Here is a 20260-nt window from a genome sequence, read left to right on the forward strand (position 1 = left end):
TTATACGGCTTTTCCATTTTGTTAGGTTGCTTTAAAGCACACCTTTTGTACTTTTGATGCCTTCGCCTTCAATCTTGACAGCACGGCGGAGGGCGTATGCAAAGGCTTTGAAAAGGGCCTCTATCTTGTGGTGGTCATTGTAACCTGTGACAGTTATGTGCAGGTTCATCTTTGAATTGTCTGTCAGGGACTCAAAGAAATGTCTCACAAGTTGAGTGTTCATCTCACCAACCCTTGGGGATTCGAACTGAGCATTCATTACGAGGTAGGTCCTTCCTCCAAGGTCGAGAACCACATCTGCAAGGGCTTCATCCATGGGGATGCGTGCATCTCCGAATCTGGCGATCCCGTTCTTATCTCCGAGTGCTTCAGAGATCGCCTGGCCAAGAACTATTGCAGTGTCCTCTATCAGGTGGTGCTCATCAACGATCAGGTCACCGGTGGCTTCGATGGTCAGATCAAAATTACCGTGTCTTGCAAAAGCGGTAAGCATGTGGTCGAAAAAACCGATGCCTGTATCAATGTTCGATGAACCGTTGCCATCCAGATCGAGTTCCATCTGGATATCCGTCTCTTTTGTCTTGCGTGCGATCTTTGCGTTTCTCATGCTGTTCCTCTGCCGTTTTCGATGCTCAATTTTCATCACTGATGATATCTATTGCTTCTGTCAGTGTGAACTTTTTCTTGTATAGTGCGCTTCCCACAACAACACCTGCTGCTCCGGTGTTCTTCAGTGTGACAATATCTTCGAGGGTGGTCACACCGCCGGATGCGATCACGGGTATGGTGACAGCATTGACAAGATCTTCAGTAGGTTTCGGGTCCACTCCATTTAACAGGCCTTCGGAGTCAATGTTCGTGAACAGGATGCTTCCAGCTCCCTTCTCTTCAAACTGGCTTCCCATCTCAACTGCTGTATGTTCTGATTCCTTTGTCCAACCTTCGATGGATATCTTTCCGTTCTTTGAATCGAGTGCAACATTTATGTGTTCACTTCCAAATTCATCGGAGAGCCTTTTGATAAGTTCGGGATCCTTTAATGCAGCGGTGCTAAGGATCACTTTGTCAATACCAATATCGAGTAAAGCTGCAGCATCTTCGAAGGAACGTATTCCTCCACCCACCTGGATGTATATTCCCTGGGGTTTGCATTTTTCGACGATCTTTTTTATAATGGGTGCATTTGTTCTGTTCCCTTCTATTGCACCATCAAGATCGATAAGGTGTAGTGTCCTTGCGCCCTGGGAAACCCAGTCAAGGGCGACTTCAACGGGGTTCTCGAGGGATATCATCTCGCTTCCGGGTACGCCTTGCACGAGCTGTACACATTTGCCGTCTTTCATATCGACTGCTGGTATCACTTCAAAGCTCATCTTGTCACCTTTAGGGTATCATTCTCTCGATAGGCATTACAAGTATGTCAAAAGCACCTGCAGCTTTAAGCTTTGTAATGGTGGCAAAGATGATGTCTGCGTCCACAACGGCATGTACTGCCACGATATTATCCTTGGATTCGACTTTCATTATAGTTGGTCCGGCAAGTCCGGGAAGCACTTCCTTTAAATCATCGACCACTGTGGTTGGAGCGTTCATCATCAGGTATCGCTTTTCTTTGGCATGCATTACGCTCTCAAGGGCTGTTTTGATGTGTTCTATCTTCTCTTCCGTTTTTGCTGTTTCGTGATTTGCGATCAGATATATGGATGATGAGAACACTTTTTCGATGACCTTGAGATGGTTCATCAAAAGTGTAGTTCCTGAACTGGAGATGTCCACAATGGCATCTGCAATACCCACGTGCGGTGTCATTTCACATGCACCGCTGACCTTTACTACATCAATGTTTATCCCGAGATCCTTGAAATACCTTGCAGTGATGCCGGGGAACTCAGTTGCCACACGCATTCCCTCAAGGTCATTTGCCGATGCGATGTCTGATTCTTCAGGTACTGCAAGTACAAGGTCTGCTCCTCCATATTTGAGGTCAAGGAGCATCTCTACATCTGACTCGGTCTCAGAGATGAGGTCCAGTCCGGTGATGCCGACATCTGCCGCCCCATCCTGAACATATTCCGGAATGTCGGCTGCTCTTGCGAACAGGAATGTGATCTCCGGATCGTTTGTTTTTGCAAACAGCTTTCTGTTGGAACCACCAAGTACGGGAAGTCCTGCTTCCTTGAACATCTGTATGGTGGGCTCGTGTAATCTTCCTTTGTTAGGTATTGCAATACGTATCATATGAAGTCCTTCTCACAGAACGGGTTTAGTTGTATTTTGTTCTATCTATTATAGAACTGTTCTTGGGTCTATGTCTTGAAACACATTTATCCTTTATAAGTATTGCATGGTAGCATTGAGAACGTTGACGATTATTTCCATCCTTTTTCATCATCTACTCTTATTACTGGAGGTTATGAATGTTCACATGGGTAGTAATGATTATATATAAATTGTTCATCTTATAGATTGAATCCAACCGACATGTGGTTTTCACATTTCTATCTGATTTATCAAATTTATCAAAAAGAGGCTAAATATGATCCGAAATATCAAAGTGGAACATCTCCATGAGACTCCTATCGAAAAACAGGAGACCGAACTTGTTGAAAGGAAAGGTATAGGTCATCCGGACAGTATCAGTGATGGTCTCGCAGAAGCTGTGAGCCGTGCTCTTTGTAAAGAATACATTGACAAGTGTGGAGCTATCCTTCACCACAACACAGATAGAGACTCAGATCGTTGCAGGAAGGTCTCGGCCTGAATTCGGAGGCGGCGAGGTCCTCAAGCCTATTTACACTCTTCTTGTCGGAAGGGCTACCATGGAATTCGATGGTATGGAGATCCCTGCAGAGGCAGTTGCCCTCCAGGCTGCACGTGAATATGTTCGTAACACCATTCCTGCTATGGACCTTGAGCGTGATATGATCATTGACTGCAAGCTTGGTACAGGTTCTTCTGATCTCAGGGATGTTTTCACCAGGGACCATGTTCCAATGGCGAACGATACCTCATTCGGTGTAGGCCACGCTCCTTTCTCTGAACTTGAACAGGTCGTCTACAACACCGAAAGGCAACTTTTGACAGACCTTAAGAAAAAGATGATCCCTGGAATCGGGGAAGATATAAAGGTCATGGGTCTCAGGGAGAACGATGATATCTCTCTTACCATCTGCTGCGGTATGGTCGGCAGGCACATCGATGACATGGACCACTACATAAATGCAAAGGAAGAGATGACCGAGTACGTTCTTGATCTTGCTACCAAGTACACCGACAGGATAGTTTCAGCCCGCATCAATGCTGCTGACAAGGTCGATGGTGGCTGTGACTGCGTTTTCCTTACCGTTACAGGTACATCTGCTGAAATGGGTGATGATGGTTCAGTAGGACGTGGGAACAGAAGCAACGGTCTTATCACTCCAAGCAGGCCAATGAGCATGGAAGCAACAAGCGGTAAGAACCCTATCAACCACATTGGTAAGATCTATAACCTGCTTTCCACACAGATGGCAAGGGATGTTGTAAGTGCTGTTGATGAAGTAAGCGATGTCCATATCAAGCTTCTCTCTCAGATCGGAATGCCTATCGATCAGCCACTCGTGGCAAGTGCACAGGTCATCCCTGAAGATGGTGCGAACTTTGCTGCCATCAGGTCTGAAGCAGAAGTGGTAATTGACGACTGGCTTGAGAACATCACCAAGATCACTGACATGGTGGTCAAAGGCGAACTTGATACTTTCTAATTCCGATATATCTGCATATATTGGATAATAAGGGTGTCAGCAAGATCGATCTTCGATCCAGGCTGCCCCATCTTTTCTTTTGTTCCGTCTTTTCTGTTATTTTTCTACGTTTCTCTCTGTTCTTCCTTCACAACTTCATCCGTAATCTCTGCAATTCCAGCTGTCCTTTGTTCATTTTGATCATCATTATGTTCACATTTGTCGCTTTCATGGGCAATGCGGCGAAAAGATTAAATATTATTGTGGCAATGAAGGGGATGTATCTCACACTAGTGGGATGGGATGATGCTGATTTCAGTATGACCCGCCTTAACTCAGTGGTAGAGTGCGCGGCTGTAGTATGGAATATGCGACTTGTCGCACATAACGCGCAGGCACCGCGATGTCCCCGGTTCGAGTCTGGGAGGCGGGACTTAACATCCTAAATTCGCAAAAGGTTTATATGCCTGGCAGCGTATTAAGGGTGTGCTCACACAGCAAACAAACGCAATGTCCGAATAGTGTAGAGGCCTATCATGGAGCCCTGTCGAGGCTCCGACTCGGGTTCGAATCCCGGTTCGGGCGTACAATTTTACCGGCTGAAAATGCCGGTAAACCCCATCTTTTTTTTGTAAATTTTGAGTTACCATTAAGCTCATTGTTTTTTTCTTTTAAAATATTAAAACTGTCTTCTGCTTTGGTTTTCTGGTTTATATTAAACCTTTATATAACATGAGCAATTTCCGAGAAACATTATTATAATATTATAAAGTACACTTACTTCCGACTGTAGCATGAAAGTGATCACATGGCATATAAAATAACAGAGAAACGTCAGTTGGTGCCGGATGTGCACCTGATGAACATCCAGGCTTCCGATGTGGCTGCGGCTGCAAAGGCAGGGCAGTTCATTATTCTTCGCATCGATGAAGCTGGTGAGAGGATCCCTCTTACAATTGCAGACTACAACGCAGATGAAGGGTCTGTCACCATTATCTTCCAGGAAATGGGGAAAACGACAAAACAGCTCGCTAAGATGAGCGCCGGCGAGGAACTTCTTGATTTTGTAGGACCTCTTGGCAAAAAGTCCGAGATCGAAAAAATCGGTACTGTTGTGCTTGTTGGCGGCGGGGTTGGTATCGCTCCTATCTATCCTCAGGCAAAAGAATATCGTGCAGCTGGGAATAAGGTCATTTCCATCATTGGGGCACGCAATAAGGGCATGCTCATACTTGAAGATGAGATGATCGCTGCCAGTGATGAGGTCCTTGTGGCCACTGATGATGGTTCAAAGGGCCATCATGGCTTTGTAACGGACCTTGTCAAGCAACTTCTTGATGGTGAGGAGCATATCGACAGGATAGTCGCTATCGGTCCTCCTATCATGATGCGCGCAGTTGCAGGTGTTACTGCCTCATATGATGTTGAGACTCTCGTTAGCCTCAATCCGATAATGGTCGATGGTACCGGCATGTGCGGTGGCTGCCGTGTCAATGTCGGCGGTGAGGTCAAATTCGCTTGTGTGGATGGTCCTGAGTTCAACGCAAAGGATGTGGACTTCAATCTGTTGATGAGCCGTCTGTCCTTTTATCGTAAAGAAGAAGCTGATGCTATCACAAAGTCCCAGAAAGGTTGTGGGGATGATTGCAAATGTCAATAAGACCGGAAATGCCACAGCAAGCTCCTGATGATCGTATCACTAACTTTGATGAGGTCGCTTTAGGATACACTGAAGAACAGGCTATCCTTGAAGCAGAGCGCTGCCTTGAGTGTAAGGTCCCTAAATGTGTGGAAGGCTGTCCTGTGAACATTGATATTCCTGGTTTTATCTCAAAGATCAAGGAAGGCGACTTCCAGGAAGCTATCAATATCATAAAAGCCACTAATACTCTTCCTGCTGTATGCGGCCGTGTATGTCCTCAGGAAGAGCAGTGTGAAAAACTTTGTATCCTCGGAAATAAAAGCGAGCCAATTGCCATTGGTCGCCTTGAAAGGATCTGTGCGGACCGTGAGCGTGAAGTTGGTGTAAAGGACCCTGTTGTAGCACCGTCTACTGGTAAGACCGTGGCAATAGTCGGTTCAGGTCCTGCAGGTCTGACTGCAGCTTCCGACCTTGCAAAAGCAGGTCATTCAGTTACCATATTCGAAGCTCTGCATGAGGCAGGTGGTGTACTGATCTATGGTATTCCTGAGTTCAGGCTTCCAAAGGCCATTGTAAAGGAAGAGGTAGATTATATCAGAAAGCTCGGCGCTGATATCAAAATGGATTACGTTATCGGTCGCATACTGACCCTTGACCAGCTAACTGACAGATTCGATGCGGTCTTCCTCGGAACCGGCGCAGGTCTGCCAAAGTTCATGGGGATCGAGGGTGAGAACCTCAATGGTGTCTATTCTGCCAACGAGTTCCTTACGCGTGTGAACCTGATGAAAGCATACAATAATAGTTTCGACACACCAATAAAGCGGGGCAGCAACGTTATTGTTGTAGGTGGCGGAAATGTGGCAATGGATGCAGCCCGCAGTGCCTTGAGACTTGGTGCAGATGAGGTAAGCATTGTGTACAGACGCAGTGATGAGGAACTTCCTGCAAGGCGTGAGGAGATCGAGCATGCAAAGGAAGAGGGTATCGTATTCCGCTTATTGACCAATCCTGTGCGTATCATCGAAGGCGAGAACATGTCTGTCAATGGCGTCGAATGTGTCAGGATGGAACTTGGCGAACCTGATGAGTCAGGACGCAGGCGGCCTGAGGTCGTAGAAGGCTCTGAGCACATAGTCGATGCTGATATTGTTATAATGGCCATAGGCACTTCACCGAACCCCATCATTTTCGATGGTTCAAAAGGTCTCGAGGTTACGCCATGGGGTACAATTGTCGTAGATGAGTCAGGTATGTCCTCTATCGAAGGCGTTTGTGCCGGTGGTGACGCAGTGACCGGCGCAGCAACCGTTATCAGTGCAATGGGTGCAGGCAAGTTGGCTGCTGATACCATCAACAACTATCTTTGAAAATAAGTTCGATGAATGGCAGATATATTGATCTGCCCTCTATTTTTTTTATATTTTGCTTCTGACCATATGGAAGTATTTAATACCTGCCTATTCTATTCTTGAATTCAATGCATTTGAAAAAGAGTGATGCCCGAATTCACAAGATGCCTTCGAGAAAAGGCGTAGTTGATAAAAAGAAGCATTCAAGGAATCCAGTGTCTAACGAGCAGTCTATTATATACTGGTGTAAAGATTGCAATGTTCCCCTTCTCGATAAGAAGTGTGGCGTCTGCGAAGGCGAGATCTTTGAAATTAAGCTATCCGGGCCTGGTGACATAAGATTCTGTTCACCGTATGAACGTGAACTTCTAGGTAAGCTTTTGCTTTCTGAATTTGGCCGTGATCCTCTGGGGGAAAAGCTGGTCCTGTTGAATAAGATCTCCGGGGAGGATAAGACCGCTCAGGTCATAGTGGACGGTCTGAACATCGGTACTCTTCTTTTTGATATGTCCCTGATGGAATACCGCTTCGAGATATCAGAAGCAGGGGCACAGGTACTTCATGGTCTGATCGGAAGCAGGACCGTTACTCTGAAAAAGACCAAAATGCATCTGAACGGAAAAAAGGTCAGTTCTGAATTGGTCGAAAGTTCTACCAATGACATAAATACAGGAGACCCTGTGATAGTTGTGTCCGGTAATCTCGTTGGGGTCGGGATATCACTTGTAGATGGTGATAATATGGCAACTGCAGATGGTCCTGTGTTAAAGGTTCGGAAGATATCCAGTAGTGACCTTAAGTTAAGCTCCAGAGTAGCAACCATCGAAGATGCCATTACTGCTAATCTTCCTCACCTGCGAAAAATTGGTAAGAATGCAATGAATACCATCAAAGGAATTGCGAGCCAGAAGGAGCACCGCAAACTTCCTGTGCATGTTTCATTCAGTGGTGGAAAAGATAGCCTTGTTGTTCTTGACCTTACCCTAAGTGCCCTGAAAGGTAGGGATGTAAGGGCATTTTTCCTTAATACCGGTATCGAATTCCCTGAAACCGTAGAATTTGTTCATTCCCATTGCGAAAAAAGGGGTATCGAACTTATTGAATCAAAAGCTGAAAATGCCTTTTGGGAGAATCTTGAGAGCTTTGGTCCTCCTGCAAAGGATTTTCGGTGGTGCTGCAAGGTTTGTAAACTTGGGCCTGCGGGTGCTATCATTGATCAATGCAGTGAGGATGGGGGTGTATGTCTGACCATTGATGGGAAGCGTAAATTTGAATCATTTTCCAGGTCAAATATCTCTGCCAGCGAAAAGAACCCCTTTGTTCCGAACCAGTTGAACATCTTCCCTATTCGGGATTGGCGTGCCATTGAGGTCTGGCTTTATATCTATTGGAGGAAGCTCGATTATAATCCACTCTATGATGTTGGTTTTGAGCGTGTGGGCTGCTACCTTTGTCCTGCGGAACTTTCTGCTGAGTATGAAAGGCTGAAAGACCTCCATCCTTCTATCTATGATCGATGGAACAGTTTCCTTTTGAAATGGGCAAAGTCCAAAGGCCTTTCTGATGAATATGTGCGGCACGGTATGTGGCGCTGGAAGGAACTTCCTCCCAAAATGCTAAAACTTGCGAGAGAACTTGGTATTGAGACCGAACCCTCCAGTGTAATTGACGATTTCGATATTACGTTGACATCTGGTTTTTCACCATGCAGGGAAGGTGGCTTTACTGTGGAGGCAAGTGTCAAAGGTGTACTTGTCAGCGAAGCTTCTGCGATTCTGAACATGCTGGGTTCAACTGTCGTTTCTGAAGAACTCGGAATGGTCCTCCTTAAAATGGATTCCGGAACTGTGAAATTCTTTTCATCAGGCAGTTTGAAGGTCACAGCGAATTCCAAAGAAGATGCGCATTCCTGCCTTGAAGCGACCGCTAAGCAACTTCTGCGTGCAAGTAAGTGCACTGAATGCGGGATCTGTTTGAAGGTCTGTCCTGTAAATGCCATTGAACTGGGTTCGGAAAAAGGCAGGGTATACATAAATGATTCGTGTATACGCTGTGGGAAATGCACTGATGGATGTGTGGTGCTGAAATATTCGGACAAGATCCTTTCTGCCATGTTGAATGGCAGGAAGTGAACATATATTTTTGAGTGAACTTTTAATACAGTGCAGCTGTATATTATATAATAATTAATATTATTCACACATATTTAGCGTGTATCCAATGGTCACAGATATATCGGGCGAATTGTTCCCTCAAATTAGTTCCAAATGGAAGATGGTCCTTAGTGTAGCTTTAGTTCTACTTTTTTCACTATTCATCATCATTCTCCTACCCATTGCTGATGGTATCATGTTAGGGCTCGTATTCGCATATATTGCCCGCCCGATCTACAATTTTATAAAAATGAAACGCCATCTCGGTGCTCTGGTGGCTACAATGTTCATTGTGATACCTATTGTGCTGATATTTGGAATGGGCGTCATCGAGATCGCGAATCAGTTGATCTGGATAACTGAGAATCAGGGGGCAGTCATTGAGTCTCTACTCGATTTTATTCGCAATCTCAATATTCCGGATGCTTATTACGAGAACATTCAGCAAACAATATGGAATTCCTCTCTCTCCATCCTCCCTCTTCTTGGAAACCTGGTCTTCGTATCCTATGCCCGCGGTATAGCAATGTTCATGATCAATCTGTTAGTTGCTGTTCTAGTTTGTTATTTCCTTCTTGCGGATGGGGATGGACTTTATCGTTCTGTCCTTAGAATTATTCCAAAAGGTAATCAGCATCTAGTTAAAAGATATGTCCATCACATGGATATTATCCTTAGTGGTGTCTTCATAGGGAATGCTTATGCAGCACTCTCAGTGAGCACTCTTTCGATCATAGTGTTCTATGCTTTCGGTCTTTCGCATGTACTTGCACTGGCCACTCTCATATTCGTAGCATCGGCAATTCCAATGTTTGCAGGTTATATGGTCCTGGTAGTGCTTACGATCGTACGTTATTTCAGTTTGGGATTTGAAAGTGCGCTGATCTTCTTTGCTGTGTCGTCGATAATTATCTATGCTCCACCTGAATTTTTCCTACGTCCTTATCTTGCAAGCATCAAGTCACGCATTCATCCTTTCTTGATAATGCTGGCCTTCCTCGGCGGTGCATTTGTTGGCGGTATCGCAGGTTTCTTTGCAGCACCCATACTTCTTGGTACTTTGGTTTCGGCTTACCGCGTTTATGTTGAAGATCTGGAGTATGTTCCGCCTGAGGCTTCGTCAGATGAATAAAATATTTACAATTGAATTTTTCATATCCCTTTCAGTTTATTGCTGATAGTGAGATTATCTCTTAATATAATGGATCATATTTATTTTTAACAATAAAAGCTGGTTTTTATGACAGAGGTTATAGTAAATTCTGGAGTATGTGGTTTCGTACATAATATACGTGGTATCCTGGATGGTGGGAATATTGTGATCGATATCGATTCTCCTTGTGAGAAGATACAAAGGATGGCTCACATGGAAGTTCCTATTATGGAGACCTTCGACATTAAGGATAATTATGTTCTTGTTAGGGCTCAGAAAGAGAACTGTTCATCAAATTGCCTTGTTCCGTGTGCTATTCTGAATGTTTGCAAGATAGAGGCTGGATTTCTTGCTAGGTCCCTTGTCAAAAAGGCTGGGGGTTTGAGCATAGAGTTTAAAGATGCTTGAATATTTTCTTTTTTCCTTGTTGTTCAGGACTTGCTAAAATAGGGATTCTTTCATTGTTATTCTCATTTAAGTCCAATGCAAAAATATGGGTTATGGTCTTTAATTGGCGAATAGTCCTTTTCTTCTAAATTCCATTACGTTCTCATCACAAAGGATATTTAAAGAATGTATGTATAACATGTCGCAAGACATCAAGTAATCATCCTGTGTTTACGATCTTTACCGGAGATACTCAGATATTGATTAATCTTCAACATTGTAGAGGTTGTTCTGTTCACAGGACCATCAAGCGGTGAAATCATGCAATTATTACTCATCCATTCCGATTATATCGAATACGAAGTAAAAAAGAGCACTCCTGTAGCGGAAGATATTGAAGAGTCCTTTAAACAGGGTCGTCTTGAGGACGCACTTACGGCATTCATGGCCGTTGAGAGCTTCGATGAGGCAAACCCTCAGGAGATAATAGATCGTGCAGTCTCTGAGATCGAGAATGTTGCAGGCCAGGTCAAGGCAGAGAACATAATGCTTTATCCTTATGCACATTTAAGCTCCGACCTTTCATCTCCGAAAGTAGCTGTTTCTGTCCTGAAAAGTATTGAAAAGGCACTTGAGGGCAAGTACAATGTCATGAGGGCTCCATTTGGCTGGTACAAGGCATTCAGTATCAGTTGTAAAGGACATCCGCTTTCTGAACTTTCACGTACTATCAGGCCGGAAGGTGCTGTACCTTGCGGAAAGGTCGTCTCTATAGATGCTGAAAAGAAAGAGGTTGTTTCTGAAGCTCTTAAAGCAGAGGATTCTGCAAAGTCCTACTGGCGTATCCTTACACCAGATGGTGAGCTCCACGATGCGGAAACCTTTGATCTTACAGGGCACGATAATCTTCAGAAGTTCGTGAACTATGAGATATCCAAGAATAGGAACATCGAGAAAGCTCCTCCTCACGTTGAGCTCATGCGCCGTCTCGAGATCGCGGATTATGAACCCGGGTCTGATTCCGGTAACATGCGCTATTATCCAAAAGGCAGGCTAATTAAATCACTTATCGAGAACTTCGTTCTTGAGGAGTCTTCAAAGATCGGGGCAATGGAAGTTGAGACCCCATTGATGTATGATATGAATCACCCGACCTTGAAAAAGTACCTTGACAGGTTCCCGGCACGTCAGTACTCCATCGAGTCTGACAAACGTAGTATGTTCCTGAGATTTGCTGCATGTTTCGGGCAGTTCCTCATGAACCATGACATGACGATCTCTTACAAGAGTCTCCCTCTTAAGATGATCGAGATGACGCGGTACAGCTTCAGGAAGGAACAGCGTGGTGAGCTTGTGGGTCTTCGCAGACTCCGTGCGTTCACAATGCCTGATATGCATACTCTCTGTCCTGACATGGAAGCTGCTATCTCTCAGTTCAGCGAACAGTACAGCATGTGTATTGACATCCTTCGTAAGATCGGTATCGATGTTAGTGACTTTGAGGTTGCTATTCGCTTTACCCGTGAGTTCTATGATGATAACAGGGAGTTCATAACCGAGCTTGCAAAGAAGGTCGATAAGCCTGTCCTTGTGGAGATGTGGGATACTCGATTCTTCTATTTCGTACTCAAGTTCGAGTTCAATTTCGTTGATGCGACAGCAAAAGCGAGTGCACTTTCCACTGTGCAGATAGACGTGGAGAATGCAGAGCGTTATGATATCAATTACGTTGATGCTAATGGCAAGATGAACCATCCTACTGTATTGCATTGTTCACCAAGCGGTGCCATAGAAAGGTGTATCTATGCCCTTCTTGAAAAGGCAGCAATGGATGCAGAGGATGGCAAGGTTCCAAATCTTCCTGTCTGGCTTTCACCTACTCAGGTGCGTGTTATTCCAATTGCTGAACGGCATATGGATTTCGCTCAAGAGGTTGCTGATTCTCTCTTGTGTCGTGCGGATATTGATGACCGGGAAGAGACCGTTGGTAAGAAGATACGTGATGCAGGCCGTGAGTGGATACCTTATGTGGCAGTGATCGGTGATAGTGAGGTCGAGAGCGGTAAGGTTACTGTGACAATTCGTGCAGAATCTGAGCCAAAGAAGCCGATGAAAGTGGAAATGACTGCTGAAGAGTTGAGTGAACGCGTATTCAATGAGATCGGTGATATGCCATATCGCAGTCTACCTCTTGCTAAACTGCTTTCCATGAGGCCAAAGTTCATTTAATGGTCTATCTGGTGTTGGATCTATGAATACGACAGAGGACGTGTCCTGTGCAGAGATATATGTCTCTGGCAGGGTCCAGGGAGTATATTTCAGGGGGTTTACCCAGAAGACCGCTACCAGTTTGGGTCTGGTGGGGTATGCCCAAAATCTCCCGGACGGTCGTGTCAAAGTGGTTGCTCAGGGGAAAAGGTCCGACATTTCAGAACTGTTGGATCATTTACATATTGGTCCTGAGCTATCAAATGTTGAAAGTATTGAAGTTAGCTGGGTAGCTCTCTCCGATACTTTCACAGACTTTCTTATCAAAAGATGATCGGTTGACCTGTGGTCACTATTATCTGGAATATCTCTTTTTTCAAAAGGATATAGTCATAATTTAGTCTTCGCTCTCTTCGAACATCTCATATTCAGCTTCAGCAACCTTTTTTTCGATATCCTCTAATCCCAGAACCTCTTTTAGTTCTATGATACAATCCATGCAAACATGGCTGCGACCTATTATTCTGCCTTCGGGCATGTCTTTGCCATAGTCCCCTTCAACACCTGCTTCAAGGCATGTTTTCCCACAAAATATACAACTCATTTCTACCACTCCTGATGTCACTATTAATTATTCCATCCTTTACAAGTTTCATAAATATCTCTATATAATACTATCGTTCGAGATGAAATAAATAATGCCAGTTTGGGATGATTATTTAGGTCTGTATGTGATATTCTATATTAATGTCAAAATATCATCCTGGCAGTGGATCCTCTGCAATTAAGGATCATTTGAAAGCTCCCTTTTCTGACTATCAGTGGAGGCTCAAGTCGATCGAGCTCATACTTGCTGAGCTGATAGAATCTTCCAATAATGGGGATATTATTCTGGCTGAAGGGAAACGTGACATTATTTCGTTGAAAAAACTTGGGATAAATGGTTCTATTGAACTTGTTACTCAGTCCCCTCTTACAGAGATCTCTGAAAGGGTTGCAAGTGAGAAGAAACGAGTCATCGTTCTTACTGATTGGGACCGGAGGGGCAACATCCTTGCCGCGAAACTTTCTGAGGACCTGGTATATCTCGGTGCTGATGTTGATATGCAGCTACGTGATAAGCTAAGTTCTTTGGTCAAAAAAGAGATCAAGGATGTTGAAAGCCTTTACACTTATGTTATAAAATTAAGAAAAATAGTTACTGGTGATCAGATCGATATCTGATCACGGTGTGTATTCGATCTTGTGGCACTTTTATAACCAGTATCTACTGATGTTGTACTGCCACATTTTCTGCAGTAGTACATGAGATTGCCTCCTATCTTCATACGCTTAAGACCTATCTCGCAACGATGGCATTTTAGTGAACCTGTCATAAGATCGCCTTATTCCATTATTGTTATCGAATCAAGTCTTGCAGTTCCTGCTTTTGTCCAGTATTTACATACTTTGCATACCTGCAAGCTGTCATTTTCTAGATCAAGCTCTGAGTTGCACTTTGGACATTCGTCTAATTTGTTCATTATATTCCCCCACAGATTAATGATATGTAAGTAATATTGCATTTATATGGCGTAAAAAAGTGTATTGGAAATCCCACTCCCCAAACCCACTCTTTTCTTCTAATTGTATTCCAATATATTCTTCGTCCTTATGGATAACCCTACATAGGGAATTCATCTATATATATAATTTTCCTTTTTGTTCGATTTGTCCGAAAAATACCTATTTTATCAGTCAAAATCACGATTTTTCGGTCAAATTGATTTTTCGGGCAAAGCGCTTTTTGTTCTGAAAATTGCTATCATTTGCCTCTACCAAATAGCTTAAAACCGATGTATGATTACTATGCTCCATGTTCGATGTGGTTATTGTAAGGTATGGAGAACTAGCACTCAAGAGTCCGGGTGTCAGGAATCTCTATGAAAGGATTCTTGTAAAGAACCTTGAAGCTATGTTGAGGCAGAAAAACGTATCGTTTTCCAGAGTTCATCGTGAATGGGGTCGTATCTTCATTACTTCCGATGACCCGGAAGCTGCAATAGCAGCCGCGGATGTCTTTGGTGTTGTTTCCACATCGGCTGCTAAAATTATAGAGGCTGATGTTGATGAAGCTGCAAAGCTTTGTGCTGATATTGGTGCCGATATTATAAATGAAGGCGAGTCCTTCGGAATTCGTGCACGTCGTGTGGGAAAAGAAGGTCCTTCTTCCACAGATATTGGCAGATTATGCGGGGATGCGGTCTGGACCAGGCTTGAATCTATTGGAAGAACTCCTAAGGTGGACCTTTCAGATCCTGATCGTGCTATCTCTGTTGAAATGAGGCAGAACAAGGCCTATGTTTTTACAGATATCGTCAAAGGTGTGGGTGGTCTTCCACTTGGCAGTCAGGGTACTATGATCGTTTTAATGTCAGGGGGCATCGATTCTCCGGTTGCAGCATGGCTTATGATGAAGCGTGGTGTGAAGGTTATACCGGTGTATGCGAACAATATACCTTTTTCTGATGAAAGGGCACTTGAACGTGCGATCAAGGCTACTGAACTGCTTCAAAAATGGTCTCCTGCTGATCATATGAAGATGTATGAGGTCCCTCATGGTAAGAACCTTGACGAGTTCATGAAGAAGTGTATTGTGAAGAATACCTGTCTTCTCTGTAAACGTACCATGTATCGCATGGCATATGAGATCATGAAAAAAGAGAATGCTGATGGTATTATCACAGGTTCATCCATCGGCCAGGTGGCCTCACAGACAGCTGCCAATATGCACGCTGAGGTATATGGTCTGGGAATCCCGCTTTATCATCCTCTCATAGGGCTTGACAAAACCGAAATAATCGATATTGCCAGACGCATTGGTTCCTATGATATTTCGATAATGCCAACTTCAGGCTGTGGTGCCGTTCCTGTTCACCCAGAGGTGAAAGCAACATTTGGTTCCATTGTCAAAGAAGAAGAAAAAGTGGACATTGATGCTCTTGTTAATGAATCGGTCTCTAATGCAAAAGTGATTCATATGGGGGATGAATGATCCTCTTATTACTCTTTTTTATTCCTCTTATTGCTTTATTTCAATGATCTCTCTAATGGACACGACGGGATCTGAACCCGCGGCCTTACGTTGCGAACGTAACGATCTCCCTCTGATCTACGAGCCCTATAGATAAATAATAAAAAGAGAAATAAAAAAAATTAAAAATTAAACAGGTCTTCCCAATTCGGTGACCTGTACGCTCTCTACACCAGAAACTGCTGCAAAAGCTTCTTCTACAGGCTCTGTGCCGCCTTCGAGGTCGCCAACGAGGACTACTAGTTTAAGTGCTTTCAAACCAAATGCGACAGGTTCTATCTCTGAGCCAAAGATAGATGCGCCTTCTGGTAGTGCTGCTTCAAGCCTGATCTTAAGGTCATCCAGGTCGGTATCTACACCCTCTGGCATGATCTTCATTGTTGCTGCTACTTCACCCATTATGATTCCTCAGGGTCCTACAAATCCGCATTTTGGGCATGTGTAAGGGTTGCTCTGTTGTCTGCACTTGGTACATCTTCCAAGTTCGGTTTCGCATGTTGGGCAAGGGAGTCTTGTGAACCCTTTCTCAACAAGGTGAATTCCGCATGATGTGCATTGTTCAACTTTTGCCATATTATAAATCTCCTTTTTAATTCAGTAAATTGTATGATGCTGGAACGAAACATTTTGTATCGCTATAAGCTATTAACGGTTTCTGTACATACGCGGTATATAATTTAAATATTCCCCTTGATGTAAGTTCCTATAACTTTTTTTCCGTCAATAGCTGCAACCACCCTCTCCGGATAATCTCCATTCACGATCATGCAGTCCATACCGTGCTTTATCAGCATTTTGGACAACATCCGGTCGGCGCATGTTTCTCCCATTCTCTCAAGTTCTCTTAGGGTCATCTCCTCTATCATTTTCCCATCATTGAAAATGCCATCAACATCGGTGGCTTTGACAAATCTTGCATTCATCCTTTGCGCTACCCATGCGGCAATGGTGTCAGAGGTAACATCCCATGAATGGGGTAATTCATCCGTATCCTTTAAAAGTCTGTATGGGAGCAGAATTGATACATTTTCGTTGACATTGCTGGTATCCTCTATGGTTGGTATCCCTGTAATATCTTCGAGGAGATGTGCATATTGTTCCATTGCTGCTATGGCCATCCAGTGGGATGCGTTTTCCGTGAGTGAATACTCTTCGGATATCCTACGTATATTATCGGCAAAGATGCCGCCGCCAGGCACGATGATCACTTGCATACCCTTTTCGGTTCCGGCAAAGTGGTCAGATATGGCCTCTATGAGGTCTGCTGATCTGTCTATCAGACTTCCTCCAAGTTTAAGGACGACCTTCATGAGCAATTTCCCTTCTCATTCGTTCTTTTCCTTATCCATAGATCTGGCCGCAGCATATGCGGGAAATACCTTTGATATGTCCTTGCCCCACTTGTCCGCAGTTGAGAAGCAGTCAATACCGAGCCTGTTTGCAGCCTCTTCTATCATGAACTCTCCCAAACCTGCCGATACTATCATATCAAGGTCATTCTTTTTGGCAACTGTGGATATTGAATTGCATAGCAGTTCTATCTGTCTTTCCTTTACGTTCTTTGCCAGCCTGTATATGTCATCTTCTGCTATTTCGGTAAGGTCTGCACAGACCACGCGCGCAAGTCTTCTCATGCAGTCGATCATGTTCTTGCCTGCACCGTCTGCGGTCTCGCATGTATAGAGTTCTTTATCGATATCTCCAAGCAGCATATATGCATCTGCGGTATTTGCAAAGAACTCAGATGATACTCTGCATGTGCCAACATCAAGGTCCACGGTTTCAAGTAATGCCGCAAGGTTCGTGCGCAATGTGCCTGCATAGAACAGTTCATCTCTAAGCAATCTTGAAAAATCAGTGTGTCCTGCAACATGTTTTCCGTTCTTGATGGGTATCACATCACTGGTGGTGCTGCCTACGTCCACAAAAATGCAATCTCCTACCTCTTCTCCTATCAGGCGGGCAGATGCAGCCCAGTTTGCAGCGGCAAGTTCTCTGCTGCTTTGTGTCCTTTCCTGGAAATTACCTGTGTTGTTGACGTATCTCACTTCACATTCGAAGGCGTTGTTCACTGCATCCATTATGAACTTGATACCTTCTTCCTTGTCGACAAAACAGTCTGCCAGCTCTCCTGTCATAACAACTGCCAATCCGTCGGGTCGAAGCCTATTTGCCAGTTCCTTAAGTGCGGATGGAAGGGTCGTGTCTTTCCAGAGCGGAATGTAGAGCAATTCTGTAATCTCACTATCACTTGATGCAACTTTGGTGTTTGCTCCGCCGATGTCTATTCCTATATATTTCATCTCAGTTCCTCTTTGGTGAATGAATATTCTCCGGTTATTTTTATTTTTGGTAGTGTTTCTCCCATCCCGTTCTTGAGGAGAAGTTCTGCTATCTCCTTGTCCATTATCTTTGTAATGCCCACAAGGGATGTTGTAGGTCTTGGATTGACATCTACTATGTACGGTCTGTCCCCAAGTATGATGTCCACGCCTACGTAACCATTGCACCCTAATGCTCTTGTAGCTTTCTTTGCTACATCATAGAGCTCTTGTTCTCTATCTGTCCTGTATGGGGTTGTACAACCGCAATATTCTATCCTGGAAGCATCCTTTGTGGGGTCTATCTCCATCCTCTGTGCGTTCACTGTGAGGGGGAGCTGTTCTTTTCCGCAGATCAGGCTAACACTTAGATGTTCGCCTTTGATATATTCGGTTGCAATATGGCTGCTTTTAATATCTGGTCGGTGGCAAACAAAAGTATCTTCAGATGCACAACCATATCTGGGTTTTGTTACCCAGCATCCTTCCGGTGGCATCTTTTGTCCGGGTGCATATGTTCTGGGTACTGCAAGCCCTGCATTTTCGAGCATTCTGGTACATTCAAGTTTATCCGAACAGATGGATACTGCATCCGGGGAACAACCAAGGTTCAGTGTATTATCCTCGATTATTGCTGTAAGTCCCGGAAGGATCTCTTCGGGGGCTATGACGAGTCCCGCATCACATTCTTTGGCACATTTGCTTATCGTTGCTTCGATATCTTCTTCGGATGATCTGACAGGTTTCCCATGCTCGATGGTCACATCGGAGGTTGTGTATATCACTTCGTGCCCGAGACGCGAAAAGCTGGATGCCAGGGTGGATAGCATTGCTTTTCCTTCTAGGAGGTAGGTGCCGCTCATCCCTGTGCTGACAGCGTATTCAGAAAGAAGTATTTTCATATAAGCTGAGATTATATCATCTTATTTGTTAGTTACTGTGACTTTATCCTATATTCAATTCTTTTAATGCTATATTCTTAACAATTAATATATATAGAAGCAATACAATTACAGAACGAGGGATGATAAGGGATGGATATCGATATTTCAGATAATCCTTTTGTACAGGCACTGGCAGTTTCAGGCACATTGTCTTTATTCATGATAGGCATGGCCTTGGGTGTAATGAACATTTTCGCGACCGGTAAAAGTCCGATGCCATCTTCAATGATATTACTGATCTTTGCTGTATTGTTCATTGTAGGTTCTGTCTTCTTTGAAATGAGGGGTGCCGATCAGGTCGGTGCACTTATTGGCGGGTGTGTGGTCTCATTTGCAGCTACGCTCTCCATTTTCTCATTCTTTGGAGGCGTTGAGCTTGTGCGAACTGGTGGGCTTGAGGCACTGGGTTGGGATAAGATGGTCTCCGCACTTGCGTTGTGTATGATCGCCAGTATGTTGCTTGTCAAATTATTATCTTATAAGATGCAAACCGATTATGCCTGATCCTATCGGATCGGGACTGGCTTTGTGATTATTTTTTTGTCTATGCTATTTATTATTACGTATTTTTTTCTAACCGATACATATTTATAGAACATCAAACAACCAGCTGTTATTATTATACCGCTCACAAATTATGGCGGAGTCGTGAGAAATGACAGGTAAATTTGGAAAGAAATCTAAATCTGAGAAGAAGTCCGATCCTTGTACGTGCTGTGCAGATGAGAATGTAGAAGCCTTAAAGGAAAATGCTTCTGATAGCACAGAGGATCTGCAAACTTCCTGTGATTCTCAGATCGCTGAACTAAATGAACAAATAATGCGCCAGAGGGCGGAATTTGAGAATTTCAGAAATCGAAGCCTGCGGGAAAAAGAAGAATTTCGAAATTTTGCTCTTGAAAAAATAATGGTTGAGTTGCTTGAGGTACGTGACAACTTTGAGCGTGCTCTCGAATCTGCTAAAAAGGCAGATGATGTGAACTCCATTATAGAAGGCGTTGAAATGGTGTTCAAGCAATTCACATCTATCCTTGAAAAAGAAGGTCTTACGATGGTAGATTGCGAGGGTAAGGAATTTGATCCCCATTTTCATGAGGCTATGATGCATGTGCAGACTACTGAGCATGCTGACCAGCATATTGTTGATGTCTGTAAAGCTGGTTATGAGCTAAACTCAAAGGTCATCCGTCATGCGATGGTCACAGTTGCACAGAATCCGGATGAGGAATGAACGTTTCGTATCTTTTACGAAAGAACTAACTAGACTACCGTTAATCTGATTTTAATCAAATATAAGTGAGGTAT

General features: G+C 43.9%; 22 protein-coding genes, 3 tRNA genes and 1 pseudogene. 14 read left to right on the plus strand and 12 right to left on the minus strand.

The window, feature by feature from the left end; translation table 11 throughout:
* Nucleotides 1-31 precede the first annotated feature (31 nt).
* From hisB to hisG, 3 genes are read right to left on the minus strand one after another with little or no spacing between them, the layout of a single operon-like run.
* Nucleotides 32-607, minus strand: a complete 576-nt coding sequence (hisB, locus tag PBV53_RS05765) for an imidazoleglycerol-phosphate dehydratase HisB (RefSeq protein ID WP_270096213.1) — start codon at nucleotides 605-607, stop codon at nucleotides 32-34.
* 25 nt (nucleotides 608-632) lie between these two features.
* Nucleotides 633-1373 (minus strand): 1-(5-phosphoribosyl)-5-[(5-phosphoribosylamino)methylideneamino]imidazole-4-carboxamide isomerase, encoded by a 741-nt coding sequence (hisA, locus tag PBV53_RS05770; RefSeq protein WP_270096214.1) that lies wholly within the window; start codon nucleotides 1371-1373, stop codon nucleotides 633-635.
* Between the two features lie 10 nt (nucleotides 1374-1383).
* Entirely contained in the window at nucleotides 1384-2238 is an 855-nt protein-coding gene (gene hisG, locus PBV53_RS05775) for an ATP phosphoribosyltransferase (RefSeq protein ID WP_270096215.1), read from the minus strand.
* A gap of 298 nt (nucleotides 2239-2536) precedes the next feature.
* Here hisG and PBV53_RS05780 point away from each other — a divergent pair.
* From PBV53_RS05780 to PBV53_RS05825, 10 genes and pseudogenes are all read left to right on the plus strand, one after another.
* Nucleotides 2537-3743, plus strand: a pseudogene (locus tag PBV53_RS05780) (methionine adenosyltransferase).
* Between the two features lie 303 nt (nucleotides 3744-4046).
* Nucleotides 4047-4155 (plus strand) — tRNA-Tyr (locus PBV53_RS05785).
* A 79-nt stretch (nucleotides 4156-4234) separates the two neighbouring features.
* Nucleotides 4235-4307: transfer RNA gene (locus PBV53_RS05790), tRNA-Asp, on the plus strand.
* A gap of 223 nt (nucleotides 4308-4530) precedes the next feature.
* Nucleotides 4531-5382, plus strand: a complete 852-nt coding sequence (locus tag PBV53_RS05795) for a sulfide/dihydroorotate dehydrogenase-like FAD/NAD-binding protein (RefSeq protein WP_270096216.1) — start codon at nucleotides 4531-4533, stop codon at nucleotides 5380-5382.
* Nucleotides 5373-6734 (plus strand): NADPH-dependent glutamate synthase, encoded by a 1362-nt coding sequence (gltA, locus tag PBV53_RS05800; protein ID WP_270096217.1) that lies wholly within the window; start codon nucleotides 5373-5375, stop codon nucleotides 6732-6734. The genes PBV53_RS05795 and gltA overlap by 10 nt, the downstream gene beginning before the upstream one ends.
* Before the next feature lie 110 nt (nucleotides 6735-6844).
* Nucleotides 6845-8848 carry a phosphoadenosine phosphosulfate reductase domain-containing protein gene (locus PBV53_RS05805; RefSeq protein WP_270096218.1) on the plus strand — a complete coding sequence of 668 codons (2004 nt, stop codon included), beginning with the start codon at nucleotides 6845-6847 and terminating at the stop codon, nucleotides 8846-8848.
* A gap of 88 nt (nucleotides 8849-8936) precedes the next feature.
* A complete protein-coding gene (locus PBV53_RS05810; protein WP_270096219.1) occupies nucleotides 8937-10001 on the plus strand; it encodes an AI-2E family transporter in 1065 nt (354 codons plus the stop codon).
* A 108-nt stretch (nucleotides 10002-10109) separates the two neighbouring features.
* A complete protein-coding gene (locus tag PBV53_RS05815) occupies nucleotides 10110-10430 on the plus strand; it encodes a DUF6951 family protein (RefSeq protein WP_270096220.1) in 321 nt (106 codons plus the stop codon).
* A 300-nt stretch (nucleotides 10431-10730) separates the two neighbouring features.
* Nucleotides 10731-12638: a threonine--tRNA ligase gene (locus PBV53_RS05820; RefSeq protein ID WP_270096221.1), complete on the plus strand. Its 1908-nt coding sequence runs from the start codon at nucleotides 10731-10733 to the stop codon at nucleotides 12636-12638.
* A 22-nt stretch (nucleotides 12639-12660) separates the two neighbouring features.
* Complete coding sequence (locus PBV53_RS05825) at nucleotides 12661-12951, plus strand: acylphosphatase (protein ID WP_270096222.1); 291 nt, start codon at nucleotides 12661-12663, stop codon at nucleotides 12949-12951.
* Nucleotides 12952-13014: 63 nt separating this feature from the next.
* Here PBV53_RS05825 and PBV53_RS05830 read toward each other — a convergent pair whose 3' ends face one another.
* Nucleotides 13015-13221, minus strand: coding sequence for a hypothetical protein (locus tag PBV53_RS05830; RefSeq protein ID WP_270096223.1), 207 nt, complete (start codon nucleotides 13219-13221; stop codon nucleotides 13015-13017).
* Between the two features lie 143 nt (nucleotides 13222-13364).
* Here PBV53_RS05830 and PBV53_RS05835 point away from each other — a divergent pair, with 143 nt between their 5' ends.
* Nucleotides 13365-13841: a toprim domain-containing protein gene (locus PBV53_RS05835; protein ID WP_270096224.1), complete on the plus strand. Its 477-nt coding sequence runs from the start codon at nucleotides 13365-13367 to the stop codon at nucleotides 13839-13841.
* On the opposite strand, the gene PBV53_RS05840 is transcribed toward PBV53_RS05835, so the two are convergent.
* Together PBV53_RS05840 and PBV53_RS05845 are read right to left on the minus strand one after the other, a co-directional pair.
* A complete protein-coding gene (locus tag PBV53_RS05840) occupies nucleotides 13826-13993 on the minus strand; it encodes a hypothetical protein (protein ID WP_270096225.1) in 168 nt (55 codons plus the stop codon). The genes PBV53_RS05835 and PBV53_RS05840 overlap by 16 nt on opposite strands.
* Nucleotides 13994-14002: 9 nt before the next feature.
* Nucleotides 14003-14140, minus strand: coding sequence for a hypothetical protein (locus PBV53_RS05845; protein ID WP_270096226.1), 138 nt, complete (start codon nucleotides 14138-14140; stop codon nucleotides 14003-14005).
* Nucleotides 14141-14472: 332 nt separating this feature from the next.
* Between PBV53_RS05845 and thiI the strand changes: the two genes are divergently transcribed.
* On the plus strand, nucleotides 14473-15651 hold the full coding sequence (gene thiI, locus PBV53_RS05850) for a tRNA uracil 4-sulfurtransferase ThiI (protein WP_270096227.1): 1179 nt from the start codon (nucleotides 14473-14475) through the stop codon (nucleotides 15649-15651).
* A 56-nt stretch (nucleotides 15652-15707) separates the two neighbouring features.
* On the opposite strand, the gene PBV53_RS05855 is transcribed toward thiI, so the two are convergent.
* The 6 genes from PBV53_RS05855 to PBV53_RS05880 all read right to left on the minus strand — a co-directional run bounded on the left by PBV53_RS05855 (nucleotide 15708) and on the right by PBV53_RS05880 (nucleotide 18913).
* Nucleotides 15708-15778, minus strand: a tRNA-Ala gene (locus tag PBV53_RS05855).
* Nucleotides 15779-15819: 41 nt separating this feature from the next.
* On the minus strand, nucleotides 15820-16089 hold the full coding sequence (locus tag PBV53_RS05860) for an elongation factor 1-beta (RefSeq protein WP_270096228.1): 270 nt from the start codon (nucleotides 16087-16089) through the stop codon (nucleotides 15820-15822).
* 9 nt (nucleotides 16090-16098) lie between these two features.
* Nucleotides 16099-16263: an HVO_2753 family zinc finger protein gene (locus tag PBV53_RS05865; RefSeq protein WP_011499381.1), complete on the minus strand. Its 165-nt coding sequence runs from the start codon at nucleotides 16261-16263 to the stop codon at nucleotides 16099-16101.
* A gap of 104 nt (nucleotides 16264-16367) precedes the next feature.
* The gene (locus tag PBV53_RS05870; RefSeq protein WP_270096229.1) at nucleotides 16368-17000 is read right to left on the minus strand and encodes an amino acid kinase family protein; all 633 of its coding nucleotides are present in this window, start codon (nucleotides 16998-17000) and stop codon (nucleotides 16368-16370) included.
* Between the two features lie 15 nt (nucleotides 17001-17015).
* A complete protein-coding gene (locus PBV53_RS05875) occupies nucleotides 17016-17993 on the minus strand; it encodes a hydantoinase/oxoprolinase family protein (protein WP_270096230.1) in 978 nt (325 codons plus the stop codon).
* The gene (locus PBV53_RS05880) at nucleotides 17990-18913 is read right to left on the minus strand and encodes an ATP-grasp domain-containing protein (protein WP_270096231.1); all 924 of its coding nucleotides are present in this window, start codon (nucleotides 18911-18913) and stop codon (nucleotides 17990-17992) included. Before PBV53_RS05880 ends, PBV53_RS05875 begins: the two co-directional genes overlap by 4 nt.
* Before the next feature lie 132 nt (nucleotides 18914-19045).
* On the opposite strand from PBV53_RS05880, the gene PBV53_RS05885 reads away from it, so the two are divergent.
* Nucleotides 19046-19459, plus strand: coding sequence for a heat-shock protein (locus PBV53_RS05885; RefSeq protein WP_270096232.1), 414 nt, complete (start codon nucleotides 19046-19048; stop codon nucleotides 19457-19459).
* 151 nt (nucleotides 19460-19610) lie between these two features.
* Nucleotides 19611-20186 (plus strand): nucleotide exchange factor GrpE, encoded by a 576-nt coding sequence (grpE, locus tag PBV53_RS05890; RefSeq protein WP_270096233.1) that lies wholly within the window; start codon nucleotides 19611-19613, stop codon nucleotides 20184-20186.
* Nucleotides 20187-20260: the final 74 nt, after the last annotated feature.

This window comes from Methanococcoides alaskense, from assembly GCF_027594145.1.
Classification (GTDB): Archaea; Halobacteriota; Methanosarcinia; order Methanosarcinales; family Methanosarcinaceae; genus Methanococcoides; species Methanococcoides alaskense.

Coding starts and splice junctions, on each gene's coding strand:
- hisB (WP_270096213.1), bottom strand. CDS start 607: ATGAGAAACGCAAAGATCGCACGCAAGACAAAAGAGACGGATATCCAG.
- hisA (WP_270096214.1), bottom strand. CDS start 1,373: ATGAGCTTTGAAGTGATACCAGCAGTCGATATGAAAGACGGCAAATGT.
- hisG (WP_270096215.1), bottom strand. CDS start 2,238: ATGATACGTATTGCAATACCTAACAAAGGAAGATTACACGAGCCCACC.
- PBV53_RS05795 (WP_270096216.1), top strand. CDS start 4,531: ATGGCATATAAAATAACAGAGAAACGTCAGTTGGTGCCGGATGTGCAC.
- gltA (WP_270096217.1), top strand. CDS start 5,373: ATGTCAATAAGACCGGAAATGCCACAGCAAGCTCCTGATGATCGTATC.
- PBV53_RS05805 (WP_270096218.1), top strand. CDS start 6,845: ATGCATTTGAAAAAGAGTGATGCCCGAATTCACAAGATGCCTTCGAGA.
- PBV53_RS05810 (WP_270096219.1), top strand. CDS start 8,937: ATGGTCACAGATATATCGGGCGAATTGTTCCCTCAAATTAGTTCCAAA.
- PBV53_RS05815 (WP_270096220.1), top strand. CDS start 10,110: ATGACAGAGGTTATAGTAAATTCTGGAGTATGTGGTTTCGTACATAAT.
- PBV53_RS05820 (WP_270096221.1), top strand. CDS start 10,731: ATGCAATTATTACTCATCCATTCCGATTATATCGAATACGAAGTAAAA.
- PBV53_RS05825 (WP_270096222.1), top strand. CDS start 12,661: ATGAATACGACAGAGGACGTGTCCTGTGCAGAGATATATGTCTCTGGC.
- PBV53_RS05830 (WP_270096223.1), bottom strand. CDS start 13,221: ATGAGTTGTATATTTTGTGGGAAAACATGCCTTGAAGCAGGTGTTGAA.
- PBV53_RS05835 (WP_270096224.1), top strand. CDS start 13,365: ATGTCAAAATATCATCCTGGCAGTGGATCCTCTGCAATTAAGGATCAT.
- PBV53_RS05840 (WP_270096225.1), bottom strand. CDS start 13,993: ATGACAGGTTCACTAAAATGCCATCGTTGCGAGATAGGTCTTAAGCGT.
- PBV53_RS05845 (WP_270096226.1), bottom strand. CDS start 14,140: ATGAACAAATTAGACGAATGTCCAAAGTGCAACTCAGAGCTTGATCTA.
- thiI (WP_270096227.1), top strand. CDS start 14,473: ATGTTCGATGTGGTTATTGTAAGGTATGGAGAACTAGCACTCAAGAGT.
- PBV53_RS05860 (WP_270096228.1), bottom strand. CDS start 16,089: ATGGGTGAAGTAGCAGCAACAATGAAGATCATGCCAGAGGGTGTAGAT.
- PBV53_RS05865 (WP_011499381.1), bottom strand. CDS start 16,263: ATGGCAAAAGTTGAACAATGCACATCATGCGGAATTCACCTTGTTGAG.
- PBV53_RS05870 (WP_270096229.1), bottom strand. CDS start 17,000: ATGAAGGTCGTCCTTAAACTTGGAGGAAGTCTGATAGACAGATCAGCA.
- PBV53_RS05875 (WP_270096230.1), bottom strand. CDS start 17,993: ATGAAATATATAGGAATAGACATCGGCGGAGCAAACACCAAAGTTGCA.
- PBV53_RS05880 (WP_270096231.1), bottom strand. CDS start 18,913: ATGAAAATACTTCTTTCTGAATACGCTGTCAGCACAGGGATGAGCGGC.
- PBV53_RS05885 (WP_270096232.1), top strand. CDS start 19,046: ATGGATATCGATATTTCAGATAATCCTTTTGTACAGGCACTGGCAGTT.
- grpE (WP_270096233.1), top strand. CDS start 19,611: ATGACAGGTAAATTTGGAAAGAAATCTAAATCTGAGAAGAAGTCCGAT.